This window comes from Colwellia sp. MB3u-41 (assembly GCF_014076845.1).
In the GTDB taxonomy this organism is placed as follows: Bacteria; Pseudomonadota; Gammaproteobacteria; order Enterobacterales; family Alteromonadaceae; genus Colwellia_A.
The window spans coordinates 263,294-277,693 of sequence record NZ_JACGUT010000058.1 but is presented as its reverse complement, the minus strand read 5'-3'; the positions used below and the strand labels follow the sequence as shown (position 1 = coordinate 277,693).

Below are 14,400 nucleotides of genomic sequence, written 5' to 3'. Positions count from 1 at the left end.
TTCAAAACTTCAAAACTTCAAAACTTCAAAACTTCAAAACTTCAAAACTAATTTTCTTACGTTATTTTGTTCAATAAATTCCGTTATCTTCTACACTTAAGCCCTATTTCTTAATATATAAGTCTTTATTAGTAAAAAAACAGTGGTATGACCAGTTGTTTTTCTGTTATATTCGAAAGAAGTTAAATAAATAGTTTAAAAAGCATTGGAGAGATACATGCTCAGTTATAAAGCACCGCTCACAGACATGAAATTTTTATTTGAAGATGTCTTTAATTATTATGACCACTATAAGCAGTATCCAGAATTTGAAGAAGCGACACCTGACTTGGTTGATGCGATATTCCAAGAGTGTGCAAAATTCTGTGAAAATGAATTGTTACCTATTAATCAAAGTGGCGACAAAGAAGGTTGTACTTTTGATAATGGTAAAGTAACGACACCTAAAGGCTTTAAAGAAGCTTATAAGAAATATGTTGAAGGTGGATGGCAGAGTTTGTCTCATCCCATTGAACATGGCGGACAAGGCCTTCCTGCTTCTTTAGGCATGGTAAAATCAGAGATGATGGGCACGGCAAACTGGTCGTGGGCTATGTATCCTGGTTTAAGCCATGGTGCAATGGATACCGTGCAACTTCATGGTACAAAACAACAGAAAGAAATATATTTAACTAAACTTACCGAAGGTACTTGGACAGGCACTATGTGTTTAACTGAACCACAATGTGGTACAGATTTAGGCCAAGTAAAAACCAAAGCTGAGCCAAACGATGATGGTACGTTTAACATCACTGGCACCAAAATATTTATTTCAGCGGGTGAACACGACTTAACTGAAAATATAGTTCATATTGTTTTAGCAAGATTACCTAATGCACCAAAAGGTACTCGTGGTATCTCATTGTTTATCGTACCTAAAATGCAGGTTGATGAGCAGGGTAATGTTGGTGAAAGTAATAATGTTGTTTGTGGGTCAATTGAAGAAAAAATGGGTATTAAAGGTTCAGCTACTGCTGTCTTAAACTTTGATAACGCCAAAGGTGTTCTCATAGGTGAAGAAAATAAAGGTTTATTATGTATGTTTACCTTTATGAATACAGCACGTGTTGGTACAGCGTTACAAGGTATTTGTGCCGCTGAACTTGCGTACCAAAATTCTTTGATTTACGCAAAAGAACGTTTGTCTATGCGTTCATTAACCGGTACTAAGAACCCTGAACTAGTTGCTGACCCTATTATTGTTCACCCTGATGTTCGTAAAATGCTGATGACGCAAAAAGCGATCACTGAAGGTGGCCGTGCAATGATTTATTATACGGCGAAATTGGTTGATGACATTCAAATGTTAAAAGATGATAAGCAACGCCGAAAAGCAGATAATCGCTTAGGTTTTATTACGCCAATTTTAAAAGCATTTTTAACAGAATTAGGTTCTGAAAGTGCTAATCATGGTTTACAAATATTTGGCGGTCATGGCTTCATTAAAGAGTGGGGCATGGAGCAAATTGTTCGTGATACACGTATTTCTACTTTATATGAAGGAACAACGGGTATTCAGGCGCTTGATTTACTTGGTCGTAAAATATTATTGAACCGTGGTAAGTATTTAAAACATTTTACTATGGAAATTCTAAGCTTTTGTAAAGACAAGAGTATGATTTCGAGTAATCCTCATAAGCGTCAAATGAATAAGTTTATTTGGCCATTGAGTAAAGCGGTGGCTAGCTGGCAGAAAAACACCGTAAGTTTAGCCATTAAGGCAAAGAAAAACCGTGATGTGATAGGCTCTGCATCGGTTGATTATTTAATGTTTTCTGGTTACGTTGTAATGGCATACTTCTGGGCTCAAATGGCGCAAGCGGCTTATGAAAAGCTCGCTACAGATGTTGAAAATAGAGACTTCTACCGTGCAAAAATTAAAACGGCAGAGTTTTACTTTGAGCGTATGTTACCAAGAACTAAATCGTTATCTGTAACAATGATGGCTGATCCTAAAACGTTAATGCAATTAGATGAAGAGTTATTATCGTTTTTGTAAAACTTAGCTTTTGATCATATAGTCAATAAAAAACCTTTTACAGTATTCTGTAAAAGGTTTTTATCTTTTGGATGAAATATAAATATCTCCTAGGCTAGCAATAAAAATTTATCAATTTTTTGGCAACATCATTCTCCGAGGAAATATTAAGATGGATCTTTATCGGATAAAACGCAAAAATTTAAGTTTCCATTGGGAATAAGGGGCAAAACGTACTGGTAAATCTTTTAGAAACGGTCTTTTTAGCACCGATTTTAAATGACTAAAGTTATCAAACCCTGCTTTACCACTGTATTGTCCTATGCCGCTAGGGCCAGTACCACCAAAGGGTAAGTCAGGTACTGCATTGAACATAATAACATCATTAATACACTGACTACCTGAACTTATTTCATTTATCCATTGCGCTATTTGAACATTGTTACGGCTGAAAATATAAGCAGAAAGTGGTTTTTCTCTTTGTTTAACAAATGATTTTGCTTCATCAAAATCTGCAATAGTGACGATAGGTAAAATAGCGCCAAATATCTCTTCTGTCATTAAAGGACTATCTAAAGAGGGGTTAATAATGATAGTTGGTGCAATATAGCAACTTTCAATGTCGCTTTCACCACCCGCAATTACTTCGCCATCAGTGAAGTAAGAAGCAATACGCTGGCAATGACGTTGATTAATAATGCGGCCATAACTTTTGCTGGTTTTAGGGTTTTCACCAAACATTGATATTATTTGTTCTTTTAAGGCAAGTGTTAACGGTTCAAGCAGACTTTCTTTTACTAATAAATAATCAGGAGCAATACAGGTTTGTCCTGCATTCATCCATTTACCCCAAGCTATGCGCTGTGCTGTTATTTTTAAATCGGCACTTTCGTCGACATAAACGGGGCTTTTTCCGCCAAGCTCTAATGTTACAGGGGTTAAGTTTTTTGCTGCTGCGGCCATCACAATACGAGCCACTTGACCATTACCGGTATACATAATGTGATCGAAAGGTAAGGTGAGTAGCTCGGTTGTTTCTGTTACCCCTCCTTCAACCACACTGACTGCTTTATTGTCCAAATATTGAGGAACGAGCTTGCTGATAAGTGCGGACATCGCAGGAGCAAGTTCTGATGGTTTGAGCACGGCACAATTACCAGCAGCAATAACGGCAATTAAAGGAGCAAGTACTAATTGAAGTGGATAATTCCATGCGCCAATAATTAATACTGTACCTTGTGGCTCTGGTTTAATAAAAGACTTGCCAGGTTGTGTAACTATAGGAGTACTAACACGTGTGGGCTTTGCCCAACTATTGAGGTGCTTGCAGACATGATCAACATCACTCGTTACATACGATATTTCAGTGATCCATGCTTCGAGTGTTGGTTTTGCCAGATCCTCTTGCAACGCTTTTAATAGTTCGTCTTCATTTTCAATAACAAGTTTTTTTATTGCTTGTAATTGTTGTTTACGCCATGAAATATCCCGAGTGATATTTGTATCAAAATACTGATGATGTTTCGTGATAATTGCATTGTAAGCCATGGGTAACCTTAATGTTGATAATGGGTCTTATAGTTTTATTGGTACGACCAGATAAAACTAATTTACATCAATATCTACCTTTGTACAAAGCTAATCAAAGAGTTTCTCGCTAAGTGAAAAATTGCTTAGCCTTTCAAGTTCATTATATTGCCAATAACCCGGGTTACCGTCGCATGAATGTTTTGAAATGCTAATGTTTCCGATGGTATGGCGACGTTGCGATATTGAAGCTGTGTGAAGACCGTTAGCATAATATCAGCATCAATTTGAGCATCGCGCACATTAAAAAATTCACATAAACGAATAAATTGTGCGAGTAATGTTTCTCGATGCATTTCAGCTAAGGCATGTAATTGTGGGCTAACTTGGACTTCAGAGAATAGTAATTGTTGTACGGTAAGTTCTACGGGAGAGTTAATAATACTTTTTACTAATTGTTGAGTGATCATCTCTGAAAGTTTTTCACGTAAATTTTCTTTTTCACTTAATTTACGTAAAGTTGTTTTATTTATACCCGATAATAAATCAATAGCGGGCTGCCAAGCTAAACTTGTTTTCGCTGTTATTTGTGAAGAACACAGTGTAAATGCTTGATGAACTAATTCTTGTATATCTTTAAAATAATAGGTTGTAAGTGAGAGTTGAATATTTGCATTGTTAGCAATAGCACGATGTGTAGTGCCTTTTATGCCATTTTTTGCTAACACTTCAGTTGCTGATTGTAATATTAGTAAACGAGTTTGCTCACCTTTACTCCGTCGTTTTACTGTGGGGCTTTCCTTAGTCAAAAACATATTATTTAAGTCGTATAATTCTAATTAACATAAATTTAACTTATTTTTAGGGAAAATTCAATCTACTAACGAAGAATATCGTAATATGGGTGTTATCAATAGGGAGAATAAAAGTAAAAAATAAATAGTAGGGGGTATTAATAAAAAAGGCCCAATAGAAAATTGGGCTCATTTATACGGTATAAAAATAATGATTACCTACATTTAGGCCATTATGGTCACATCAAGGTTAACCCCTGATCATAACTTAAAGACTCAATGTCTTTGCTCTAAGCTCTTTTGAATCAAAATCATCAACATCAATAGCTGCTTTTCTACCTAATTCAGCTTTGCATAATAACGCTGCTTCTACTTTATTAATTGCATTAGCGTCTAAGCCTTTTTGGGCAACTTCATTAAGTTTGTAAAAAGGTAGATCAACGCCTATAGCCTGACAAACCTTTTTAAAGACAGGCTCACACGCAATAATGTCTTCTAACGTTTGCTCAAGCTGCCCTAAAACATTTTCTGGTTCTCGAGTTAAATATTGACCTTGTCCTAAACGCTCACGCGCTTTACAGGGGGTTTGTAATATTTGTGCAACTTTGTGGTCGGTTATATCAGAGGGTTTATTTAACCAAGTCCCTATTGGGAAAATCATCGCTCTAAGGAAAGTAGCGACTATTTTACTGGGGAAATTACTGATTAACGCATCAATAGCTTGTTGTGTTTCATATAAGCTATCTTCAACAGCCCATTGTAGTAAAGGTAAGTCTTCTTGCTGACGGCCTTCGTCGTTATAACGCTTTAAGCTTGCTGACGACAAGTATAAATGGCTGAGAACATCACCTAAACGTGCTGAAATTCTTTCTTTTCGTTTTAAGTCTCCACCTAATGTCAGCATTGAGATGTCTGATAACATCGCTAAGTTACTACTAAAGCGAGTAAGGAGTTGATAGTAACGAGAAGTTTGATCACTAAAAGGTGTTCTCAGTAACCGTGCACCCGTGATTGAAAACCATATACTGCGGACCACATTGCTAATGGCGAAGCCGATATGGCCAAATAAGGCATGATCAAATTCTTTTAGTGCTATTTCATCATCTGTTTGATTTGCTGCTTCTAATTCAGCTAATACGTAAGGGTGACAACGGATAGCTCCTTGGCCATAAATAATTAAGCTACGTGTTAAAATATTTGCACCTTCAACGGTTATTGCAATTGGCGCACCTTGATAACCGCGAGCAAGATAATTGCCTTCACCCATGCAAATACCTTTACCCCCATGAATGTCCATTGCATCATTAACACAAACGCGCATTTTTTCTGTTAAATGGTATTTGGCGATTGCAGAGATAACAGAAGGCTTCTCACCTAAATCGATCGCCCCCGTAGACATGGTTGTTACTGCATCCATTAAATAAGCATTACCACCAATTCGAGCAAGGGGTTCTTCAATGCCCTCCATTTTACCAATCGGTAATTTAAATTGACGACGAATGCGACTGTAAGCACCTGTAGCAAGTGCTATTGACTTGATCCCGCCTGCACTATTAGACGGTAATGTAATAGCACGACCAACAGATAAGCACTCCATCAACATACGCCAGCCTTGACCTGCCATTTCAGCGCCACCGATAATAAAGTCAAGTGGGACAAAGACACCGTTACCTTGAGTAGGACCATTTTGAAAAGGGATATTTAATGGGAAATGTCGACGACCACAAATAATACCGTCAAGGTCTGTCGGGATCAATGCACAAGTAATACCTAAGTCGACCGTATCGCCAAGTAAATTACCAGGGTCTTTAAGCTTAAAAGCTAAGCCAAGTACCGTAGCAATAGGAGCTAACGTTATATAGCGTTTGTCCCAAGTTAATCTCATACCAAGTACTTCTTTACCTTCAAACTCACCGTGACAGACAATACCTTCATCTGGTATTGCACCAGCATCTGAACCTGCTTCTGGACTTGTCAGTGCAAAACAAGGAATTTCATCACCAACCGCTAAACGAGGAAGGTAGTAGTCTTGTTGTTCTTTTGTTCCGTATAGTTGCAATAATTCACCAGGGCCTAAAGAGTTAGGTACCCCAACAGTACTTGCTAAAACGGCACTGACACCTGATAGTTTTTGTAAAACTCGAGATTGTGCATAGGCACAGAATTCTAAACCACCATATTTCTTTTTGATAATCATCGCAAAGAACTTATTATCTTTTAAAAACTGCCAAACTTCAGGTGATAAATCAGCATCTACATGGGTAGTTTGCCAATCATTAGTCATTTTACAAATTTCTTCTACCGGACCATTTAAAAAACTTTGCTCTTCAACACTTAACCGTGGTGTTTCATAATTATGAAGTTTTTTCCAATCAGGATTGCCACGAAACAGTTCGGCCTCAAACCAAGTGGTACCAGCATCTATGGCTTCTTGCTCCGTTTTAGACATTTGCGGCATAATAGATCTAAACATTTTGAGCAGAGGCTGACTAATATACTGCTTTCTAAAGTCAGAGATATTGAGGGGAAGGGCAATAAGTGCAAATATTATCCAACTGAAAAATGACAGTGCGTCAAATATAGTGCCAAGCGCCATTAATGCTGCAAAACTTAAAGTAAACGTTGAGAGCGCAGCACGGGTGTATGCCATAAAACCCGTTAAGATAATGGCATAAATGAACCAAGTAAATTGTTCCATTAATTTTCCTTTTTTGAAATAAAAACCTCACGATAAAAATAAAGAGGTCTGACCATTATTTTAGCTTAAATCTATGTTCGATAAATTACAAATATATTTATCGTTGTTCCCTTATTTATAGGATAATAACCGCAATTATCTATTCGGAAATTAATTTATGTGTGAACTATTGGCCATGAGTGCGAACGTACCCACTGATATTTGTTTTAGCTTTAGCGGGTTAATGCAGCGTGGTGGTAACACAGGGCCCCATAAAGATGGCTGGGGAATTACTTTCTATGAAGGGAAAGGTTGCCGTAGTTTTAAAGATCCATTACCAAGTGCGCAATCGCCTATTGCTCAATTAGTAACAAACTACCCGATAAAAAGTGAAGCGGTTATTTGTCATATTCGTCAAGCTAACTCAGGGGGGATTTCCTTGGAGAATACGCATCCATTTACTCGTCAAATGTGGGGGAAACATTGGACTTATGCGCATAATGGCCAGTTAAAAAATGTTAAAGAGGAACTTCCTGTTAAGTTGCATATCCCTGTTGGCGCAACTGACAGCGAACACGCTTTTTGTTGGATTTTAGATCAACTTCATTTCAAATTTGCTGTTCAAGAACCACCTGCAGTGGAATTGTTTCAGTATATTGCTCAGCTAAGTGTGAGAATAAATATACTGGGTGTTTTTAATGTCAATATTACGAATGGCGAGTATCTATTTGCTTATTGTGCCAATCACTTACATTGGATAACTCGAAGAGCTCCTTTTGGTAAAGCGAGCTTAATTGATGCAGAAGTGGTCATTAATTTCACAGAAGAAACTACAGAAAGTGATGTTGTCAGTGTTATTGCTACGCAACCATTAACCAATAATGAAACATGGCACAAGATGACAAAAGGTCAATGGCATTTATTTTGTTTAGGTGAGTCTATTGCTTCAGGACAAGAGCTATTGAGTACTGAAGTTAATGCACTTCAAGGGAAGTAAGTTGTGCATCAAATTGTTCAACATCAGATTTTATTTGTTGTATTTTAACCAGCAAGTAATTTAGTTCTGGAGCGAACCATGCGTAAGTCACTTTTTTCTTTTCAATAACTTCCCTTTTCAATCGTATGGCTTTTACCATACCAAAGGGAAGCATTAATTCATCTTCGCCATCGTACTGATAAACATAATTCTTTATTTTCCCTGAATGGTTGATCACGGGATAAACAAAAAGTTTTTGTTCGGGATGTTGAATTAAGTTTAAGCGGTTTTGTAAGTGATAACTGAGTTTGTCTTGAATATTACTAGGTAAATCAACAGATAGCTTTGTATTTTCTTTTAGGTTTATAGCGAGGCTGTCAGCAATGTTGTATTGCCAAACGTAGTTTTTATCAGGCCCTGTACCTTCTCGTTGAAAGTCATATTGCACAGGAGTGACTTTATGAAGGTCTATATTTACTAAGGAGACTTCTTGACGGTTATCTGAAAATATTAACCACTCAATATCTGTTTTATAGCTGTATTTAGCTTGTTGTGGCGATATATATTCTAGTGTTCTCGAAGCGGAGCCAACAATATCAGCTGAGCGTATAAGGTTATATTTGGCAGTAAAAGGCTGAATAACATATTGTTCTGTATTTATATTAGTTGTATCGTTTGCGAAAACTAAACTGCTTCCAGCAACTAATACTAGAGCAATACCACATAATTTATTCAGCATTTATTTACCTATAACTCATCATTTAATATTTTATTTAATCACTCGCATAACCAGAAGCAGGCAGTGCATTACCTTCAAAAAGTACAGTGTCATTGTGCATAGAAATGCGCTGATTACAACACCATTTTACCACTAAAGGATAAATTCTATGTTCTTGTTCGTGAACTCTAAGTGCCAGGTCATCAGCGGTATCACCTTCAAAAATTGGTACTTTTGCTTGTAATATTACGGGACCACCATCGAGTTCTTCTGTAACATAATGCACACTAACACCATGCTCATTATCTCCGGCATCAATGGCACGTTGGTGCGTATGTAAACCTTGGTATTTAGGTAATAAAGATGGGTGGATGTTGATTAACTTACCCTGGTAATGCTGTACAAACTGTGGTGTTAATATTCTCATAAAACCAGCTAAAACAACAATGTCAGCCTGATATAAATCAATTTTCTTGATTAATGATTGGTCGTAAATTTCTCTACTGTCAAAGTCTTTATGAGAAAGCACACAATGGTCTATGCCTGAATTTTCAGCGCGAGTTAAGCCATAAGCATCTGCTTTATTTGAAATAACCCCAACAACTTTTCCTGGGTAATCAGCAGATTTACAGGCGTCTATAATCGCCTGTAAATTTGTGCCGCCACCAGAAATTAGCACAACAATATTACTTGATAAATTGCTGGCTTGTATGTTCTTTGATGGCATAAAATTAACCTTTATTGATCACTACTTGTTCAGCGCCAGTTTGCATATCAGCAATTTCGCCAATGTGCCATGCGTTTTCACCATGAGCGGATAAAATTTCAATACTTTTTGCAAGATCATCTGCAGGAACTACGATAATCATACCAACACCACAGTTGAAGGTACGGTACATTTCGTGCGTCGTAATATTACCTTTCTCTTGTAGCCAATTGAAAATTTCAGGCCACTGCCAGCTGTTACCGTCAATAATAGCTTGTGCACTTTCTGGAAGTACACGCGGAATATTCTCCCAAAAGCCACCACCTGTAATATGTGATAAAGCATGTATATCAACTTCTTTATGCAATTCTAAAACAGATTTCACATAAATCTTGGTTGGTTCAATCAAATGGTCACCAATTGATTTACCATTTAGTAACTCATTTGTATCTGTTTTGTTTACTTCTAATACTTTACGAATTAATGAGAAACCATTTGAATGTGCACCAGAAGAGGCTAAAGCAATTAATTGGTCGCCTGAAGCTACTTTTGTGCCATCAATTAAACGTGACTTTTCAGCGATACCCACACAAAAACCGGCAATGTCGTAATCACCTTTGTGATACATACCTGGCATTTCAGCTGTTTCACCACCAACCAAAGCACAGTTTGATAAAACACAGCCATCAGCAATGCCAGCAACAACTGCTGACGCAACATCAACATCAAGCTTGTCTGTTGCATAATAATCTAAGAAGAATAAAGGCTCAGCACCTTGAACAATGAGATCATTTACACACATAGCCACTAAATCGATACCAACCGTGTCATGTTTCTTTAAATCAATAGCCAAGCGTAATTTTGTACCTACACCATCTGTTCCCGCAACCATTACAGGTTCTTTATAACCAGTTGGTATTCGGCATACAGATCCAAAACCACCTAAACCACTCATCACTTCAGGACGAGTTGTACGTTTTACCGCACCTTTAATGTTTTCTACTAGGGCGTTACCTGCATCTATATCAACGCCAGCATCTTTATAGCTTAGAGACTGTTTTTGTTCGCTCACGGGGGAAACCTCAATTAATTAGCATAAGAACTTTAATGGCGCATTCTACCAGCGCAATGGCGTGGTGAAAATCTTTATAATAAATTATTTTTTATTAGTATTTAAATTGATTAACACTATGATAAGATCTTACATATAAAAATGGTCAACTTAAATAATATGTTTAGATATTTCATTGTATTAGTTGTTGCTTTAAGTCTTTTCTTTGCTTCAGTGCAGGCTCCGGCTGTCGAAGTTAAAAACTTATACAACGCAAAGGTTATAGTAAGCTCACAAACCAACTCAGAGCAGAAGCGTGCATTGAAACTAGCAATGGGTGCTGTTGTGCTAAAAGTTGGTGGTCAACAAGCATTATTATCAAACTCAGCCATAAAAGAAGGCCTGAGAAATTACAATCGATATGTTGTTAAATATCGTTATCAACGTAACGCCGATAAGACTGAACTTTTAGTTACCTTTGATGAAAGTAAAATTAATCAGCTGTTTGAACAAGCAAGTGCACCAATATGGGGAAGTTTACGGCCTCAAATCTTATTATGGCTCGTGGAAGAGAATGGTTTGCAGCGAACGACCATATCTAATGCAACGCATTCATCTTTTTCTGAGAATACCGCTTCACCAATAACTTACAATTTACCTATAACAGTCGAACAATTTTCTACACTTAGAGGCCTACCTATTTTAATGCCGTTAATGGATTTAACGGATGTCAATAATATTTCAACTTTTGATGTGTGGGGGCGCTTTGCCGCACAAGTCCAAGCAGGCTCACAACGTTATAATCCAGAATCTATTATTATTATTCGTTTATCAAACAGTAGTTTATTGCCAAAAAAAGACAATTTTGGGCAAGTTGACGATTGTCTACTGTGCCCCAAAGAGACACAGCAATATGCATTAGATTGGAGTTTTATTGCCGATGCCCAGGGTTACAATCGTGATCAAATTGGTGCACAAATCTTTGGTGATATTAGCTATGGCAATTCCCCTGATGAATTATTACAAAAAGCACTTTCGCTTATTAGTGATAAAATTTATCAAAAATACGCTCTAAATAGTGATGTTGATCATAATTATATTATTGATGTTGCCAATATTTCATCATTGCAAACTTTCATTGAAGTTGAACGATTCCTTGAACAATTATCATCTGTTAAGTCAGTTAAGTTACTCAATGCTTCAGGTGAAAATCGTCGTTTTGAATTAGCATTAAAGAGTTCAGGGCAAGCATTTATTGCTTCATTAAAACTGAATAAGCAATTAGATCGTTTTGTTGACCCACTTGCAGAAAAAGTGATTGATGCGATACCTGTTTTTTATTGGAAACCATAGTGAAAGTCACTTCTCAATTAACCTTGTCCGTTCAACTGCCCGATGATGAAACCTTTTCAAGTTTTCAAAGTATTGCTAATTACTCTGCAACTGAACAGTTAAAGTCATTTATCAAAGCTGGCAACCACGTTGTTGAATCAGCGCATGTTAATAGTTTTTATTTATTTGGCATGTCTGGAGTAGGTAAATCACACTTGTTACATGCCAGTTGTACTTTTGCTGAAAAATTGGGGTTGTCATCGTTTTGTTTATCGTTTTCTGAATTAAAACAGTTGTCAGTTGAAGTGTTAGACGGGTTAGAAAATATCGATCTAATTTGCCTCGACGATGTGCAATTAATTGCAGGTGATAAACTTTGGCAACGGGCAGTTTTTGATTTGTTTAATCGCGTTATCGAGCAGAACAAGCGTTTAATCATTACGGGTGACCAGAGTGTGTCACAATTGAAGCTAGGTTTAGCGGACCTCGTTTCGCGATTGTCATGGGGAATGACAGAGCAAATAAAGCCCCTCGATGACGAAGAAAAATTAATCGCGTTAAAGTTTAGGGCGCAGCAACGCGGTTTATTATTAACAGATGAAGTTGCTAAGTATTTACTTAGTCACTTATCACGTGAAATGAGTCACTTGATCTTAGCCCTAGGGGAGCTTGACGAAGCTTCAATAAGAGAACAGCGTAAAATCACTATTCCATTCATTAAAGCTATCTTATTTTAAAGGGCTGGGTTTTTCATAAAACTCATGTTGAATAAAGCGTCTTTCTGTTTTCTGAGCTGAAACTTTTTTCAGTGCTGACAGCTCTTTTGTAAATGGGCTAATGGTTAGATTATCATCCCAACTTTCTCCCATATTCATCATGATAGGGTCAGGTAAATTACCCACTAGGCTTTGTACATCAGCTACTTCAGGTAAAATATGACTTACGGCAAATAATACGCGAGGTTTAATGTTTTCTTCACCAATGCGTCCACGTTGTCCCCAGTTTACGATATAACGTTCAGTTGTGTTTTTTGGGGCGTTTGTTATGGCTACATCTCGGCTAATACCAAAACGAGTTTGCATCATAAAACCGTCAAAAAGCATGGCGTAATCTTCACGAATACTTGAGTAGTTATAAAATTGCGGGGCACTTTCGCGACTAAAGAATGTGCTGACATCATTAGGCTGATAAGATTTTTGGGTATCCGTGGCGTCCACACCATGAAAGCGTACTTGCGCTAAAGCTAACATTTCATCACCGAACAATGGTAGTGTACTTTTAAGTTGATCTGATTTAAATCCAGTATTGTCAGATATGCGTTGTGCCACAGATAAAATCGGTTCATTTCTGTTTAAACTTGACCAAACACTACTGGGGAAAAAGTCATTTGCATGAGCAAGTTCATGGTACATTAAAGCGGTTAAACTATATAAAACATCCTCTGGTTCTCGAGTCGTTCGGACATTCTCAGAAAAATAATTTGTAGTGTAATTGTTGTTTTTTACATAACGCCATGGCATTGCAAAATTGAGATCACGACCAAATGATGCTCTATAATCTGGTGCCTGATTTATTGTGTCTCGTTCGTCGGGTGTTAACCAAAAATAGTTAGCATCTAAGTGAATAGCGCCACTCACCACCCAGTAATATGAAGGTCTGATATCATAAGAAATAACAATGGCGGTATTGGCTCTGAGTAAGTTTTTGAAATCATTGTTTGGATCAAAACTTTCAAGAAATGCCTTAAATCTTTCTCCCATCCAATAATGAGAAACGACTACTCGATCCATTATGTCGTCAATTGTCGGTGTGGTTGTATCGTGGGCAATTAAAGGTAGGGTATCAAACGAGCAGGTTTTATTAAAATTTATTTTGTTGCTATAAACACAGTCAACAAGTACATCGGCATAAGAAGAGTTTTTAACGAACGGGAATACATGGGCTAAACGCTCGGTATAAGCGGTATCTTTTGATTCGGTATCTATTAGGTCTGCTTTTTCAACAAGAATAGCTACTTTGTCGCTATAAGCTCCAGAAGTCACGGTAAATTCTAATAAGGTATCTTTAGTGACCTCTGGCGCATTAAAGAATACAGCATAATCACCATTGGTTTTTTTGGCCGTAAAATTAACCTCTGGTCCAGAGGTTTGCTGCCAAACTAAAGTGTTTACTGAAAGTTCGCTTGTTATTGAAGCCCTTAATGAAACTTTACTGCCTTCTAGAGTGGCATGTCCTAAACGAGCAGAAATTTGGCTTTGTTCACTGAATACCGTAATAGAATGAGTCAGATTTTCTTTGCTACCATCAGCAAGTTCAAATGAAACATTAAAGCTATATGCTCCTGCAACGATAGGAGTAAAAGCGATAACCTTGCTTGTGAAGGCTAAAAAAGTAACGGGCTCGCCAGCTGTTTGCGTCCAAATAATATTCGTAATATCACTTGTCGGCGCAAAAACAACCAATTCTACTGCTTGATCTATTTTCACCTCATTATCCGTTGTAACAATTTTAGTTGATTCACTATTATTGTTACAAGCAAATAAAAGAGAGAGTAATATTGCAATAGAGAGAATTTTTTTCACTGTTAATCCTTAAATAGAAA

11 protein-coding genes are annotated in these 14,400 nt (G+C 37.2%); 4 read left to right on the top strand and 7 right to left on the bottom strand.

What is annotated here, in order from left to right; all coding sequences use genetic code 11:
• Positions 1 to 217: 217 nt before the first annotated feature.
• Complete coding sequence (locus H4J73_RS06670; protein WP_182181425.1) at positions 218 to 2,038, top strand: acyl-CoA dehydrogenase C-terminal domain-containing protein; 1,821 nt, start codon at positions 218 to 220, stop codon at positions 2,036 to 2,038.
• Positions 2,039 to 2,197: 159 nt separating this feature from the next.
• Here the strand turns inward: H4J73_RS06670 and H4J73_RS06665 are convergent, their stop codons facing one another.
• The 3 genes from H4J73_RS06665 to fadE form a co-directional block, all read right to left on the bottom strand.
• Positions 2,198 to 3,565 (bottom strand): aldehyde dehydrogenase family protein, encoded by a 1,368-nt coding sequence (locus H4J73_RS06665; RefSeq protein ID WP_182181424.1) that lies wholly within the window; start codon positions 3,563 to 3,565, stop codon positions 2,198 to 2,200.
• Between the two features lie 125 nt (positions 3,566 to 3,690).
• Entirely contained in the window at positions 3,691 to 4,359 is a 669-nt protein-coding gene (locus H4J73_RS06660) for a TetR/AcrR family transcriptional regulator (protein WP_182181423.1), read from the bottom strand.
• Between the two features lie 247 nt (positions 4,360 to 4,606).
• The gene (gene fadE, locus H4J73_RS06655; RefSeq protein ID WP_182223811.1) at positions 4,607 to 7,036 is read right to left on the bottom strand and encodes an acyl-CoA dehydrogenase FadE; all 2,430 of its coding nucleotides are present in this window, start codon (positions 7,034 to 7,036) and stop codon (positions 4,607 to 4,609) included.
• Positions 7,037 to 7,193: 157 nt separating this feature from the next.
• Here fadE and H4J73_RS06650 point away from each other — a divergent pair, with 157 nt between their 5' ends.
• On the top strand, positions 7,194 to 8,012 hold the full coding sequence (locus tag H4J73_RS06650; RefSeq protein WP_182181421.1) for a class II glutamine amidotransferase: 819 nt from the start codon (positions 7,194 to 7,196) through the stop codon (positions 8,010 to 8,012).
• Here H4J73_RS06650 and H4J73_RS06645 read toward each other — a convergent pair.
• From H4J73_RS06645 to purM, 3 genes are read right to left on the bottom strand one after another with little or no spacing between them, the layout of a single operon-like run.
• Positions 7,990 to 8,730, bottom strand: coding sequence for a DUF3108 domain-containing protein (locus H4J73_RS06645; RefSeq protein WP_182181420.1), 741 nt, complete (start codon positions 8,728 to 8,730; stop codon positions 7,990 to 7,992). The genes H4J73_RS06650 and H4J73_RS06645 overlap by 23 nt on opposite strands.
• A 34-nt stretch (positions 8,731 to 8,764) precedes the next feature.
• Positions 8,765 to 9,436, bottom strand: a complete 672-nt coding sequence (gene purN, locus H4J73_RS06640) for a phosphoribosylglycinamide formyltransferase (protein WP_182181419.1) — start codon at positions 9,434 to 9,436, stop codon at positions 8,765 to 8,767.
• Between the two features lie 4 nt (positions 9,437 to 9,440).
• Positions 9,441 to 10,487: a phosphoribosylformylglycinamidine cyclo-ligase gene (purM, locus tag H4J73_RS06635; RefSeq protein WP_182181418.1), complete on the bottom strand. Its 1,047-nt coding sequence runs from the start codon at positions 10,485 to 10,487 to the stop codon at positions 9,441 to 9,443.
• Between the two features lie 159 nt (positions 10,488 to 10,646).
• On the opposite strand from purM, the gene H4J73_RS06630 reads away from it, so the two are divergent.
• Positions 10,647 to 11,819 (top strand): DUF2066 domain-containing protein, encoded by a 1,173-nt coding sequence (locus H4J73_RS06630; RefSeq protein ID WP_182181417.1) that lies wholly within the window; start codon positions 10,647 to 10,649, stop codon positions 11,817 to 11,819.
• On the top strand, positions 11,819 to 12,535 hold the full coding sequence (hda, locus tag H4J73_RS06625; protein WP_182181416.1) for a DnaA regulatory inactivator Hda: 717 nt from the start codon (positions 11,819 to 11,821) through the stop codon (positions 12,533 to 12,535). The genes H4J73_RS06630 and hda overlap by 1 nt, the downstream gene beginning before the upstream one ends.
• Here the strand turns inward: hda and H4J73_RS06620 are convergent.
• Positions 12,527 to 14,380 (bottom strand): hypothetical protein, encoded by a 1,854-nt coding sequence (locus H4J73_RS06620; protein WP_182181415.1) that lies wholly within the window; start codon positions 14,378 to 14,380, stop codon positions 12,527 to 12,529. The genes hda and H4J73_RS06620 overlap by 9 nt on opposite strands.
• Positions 14,381 to 14,400 lie beyond the last annotated feature (20 nt).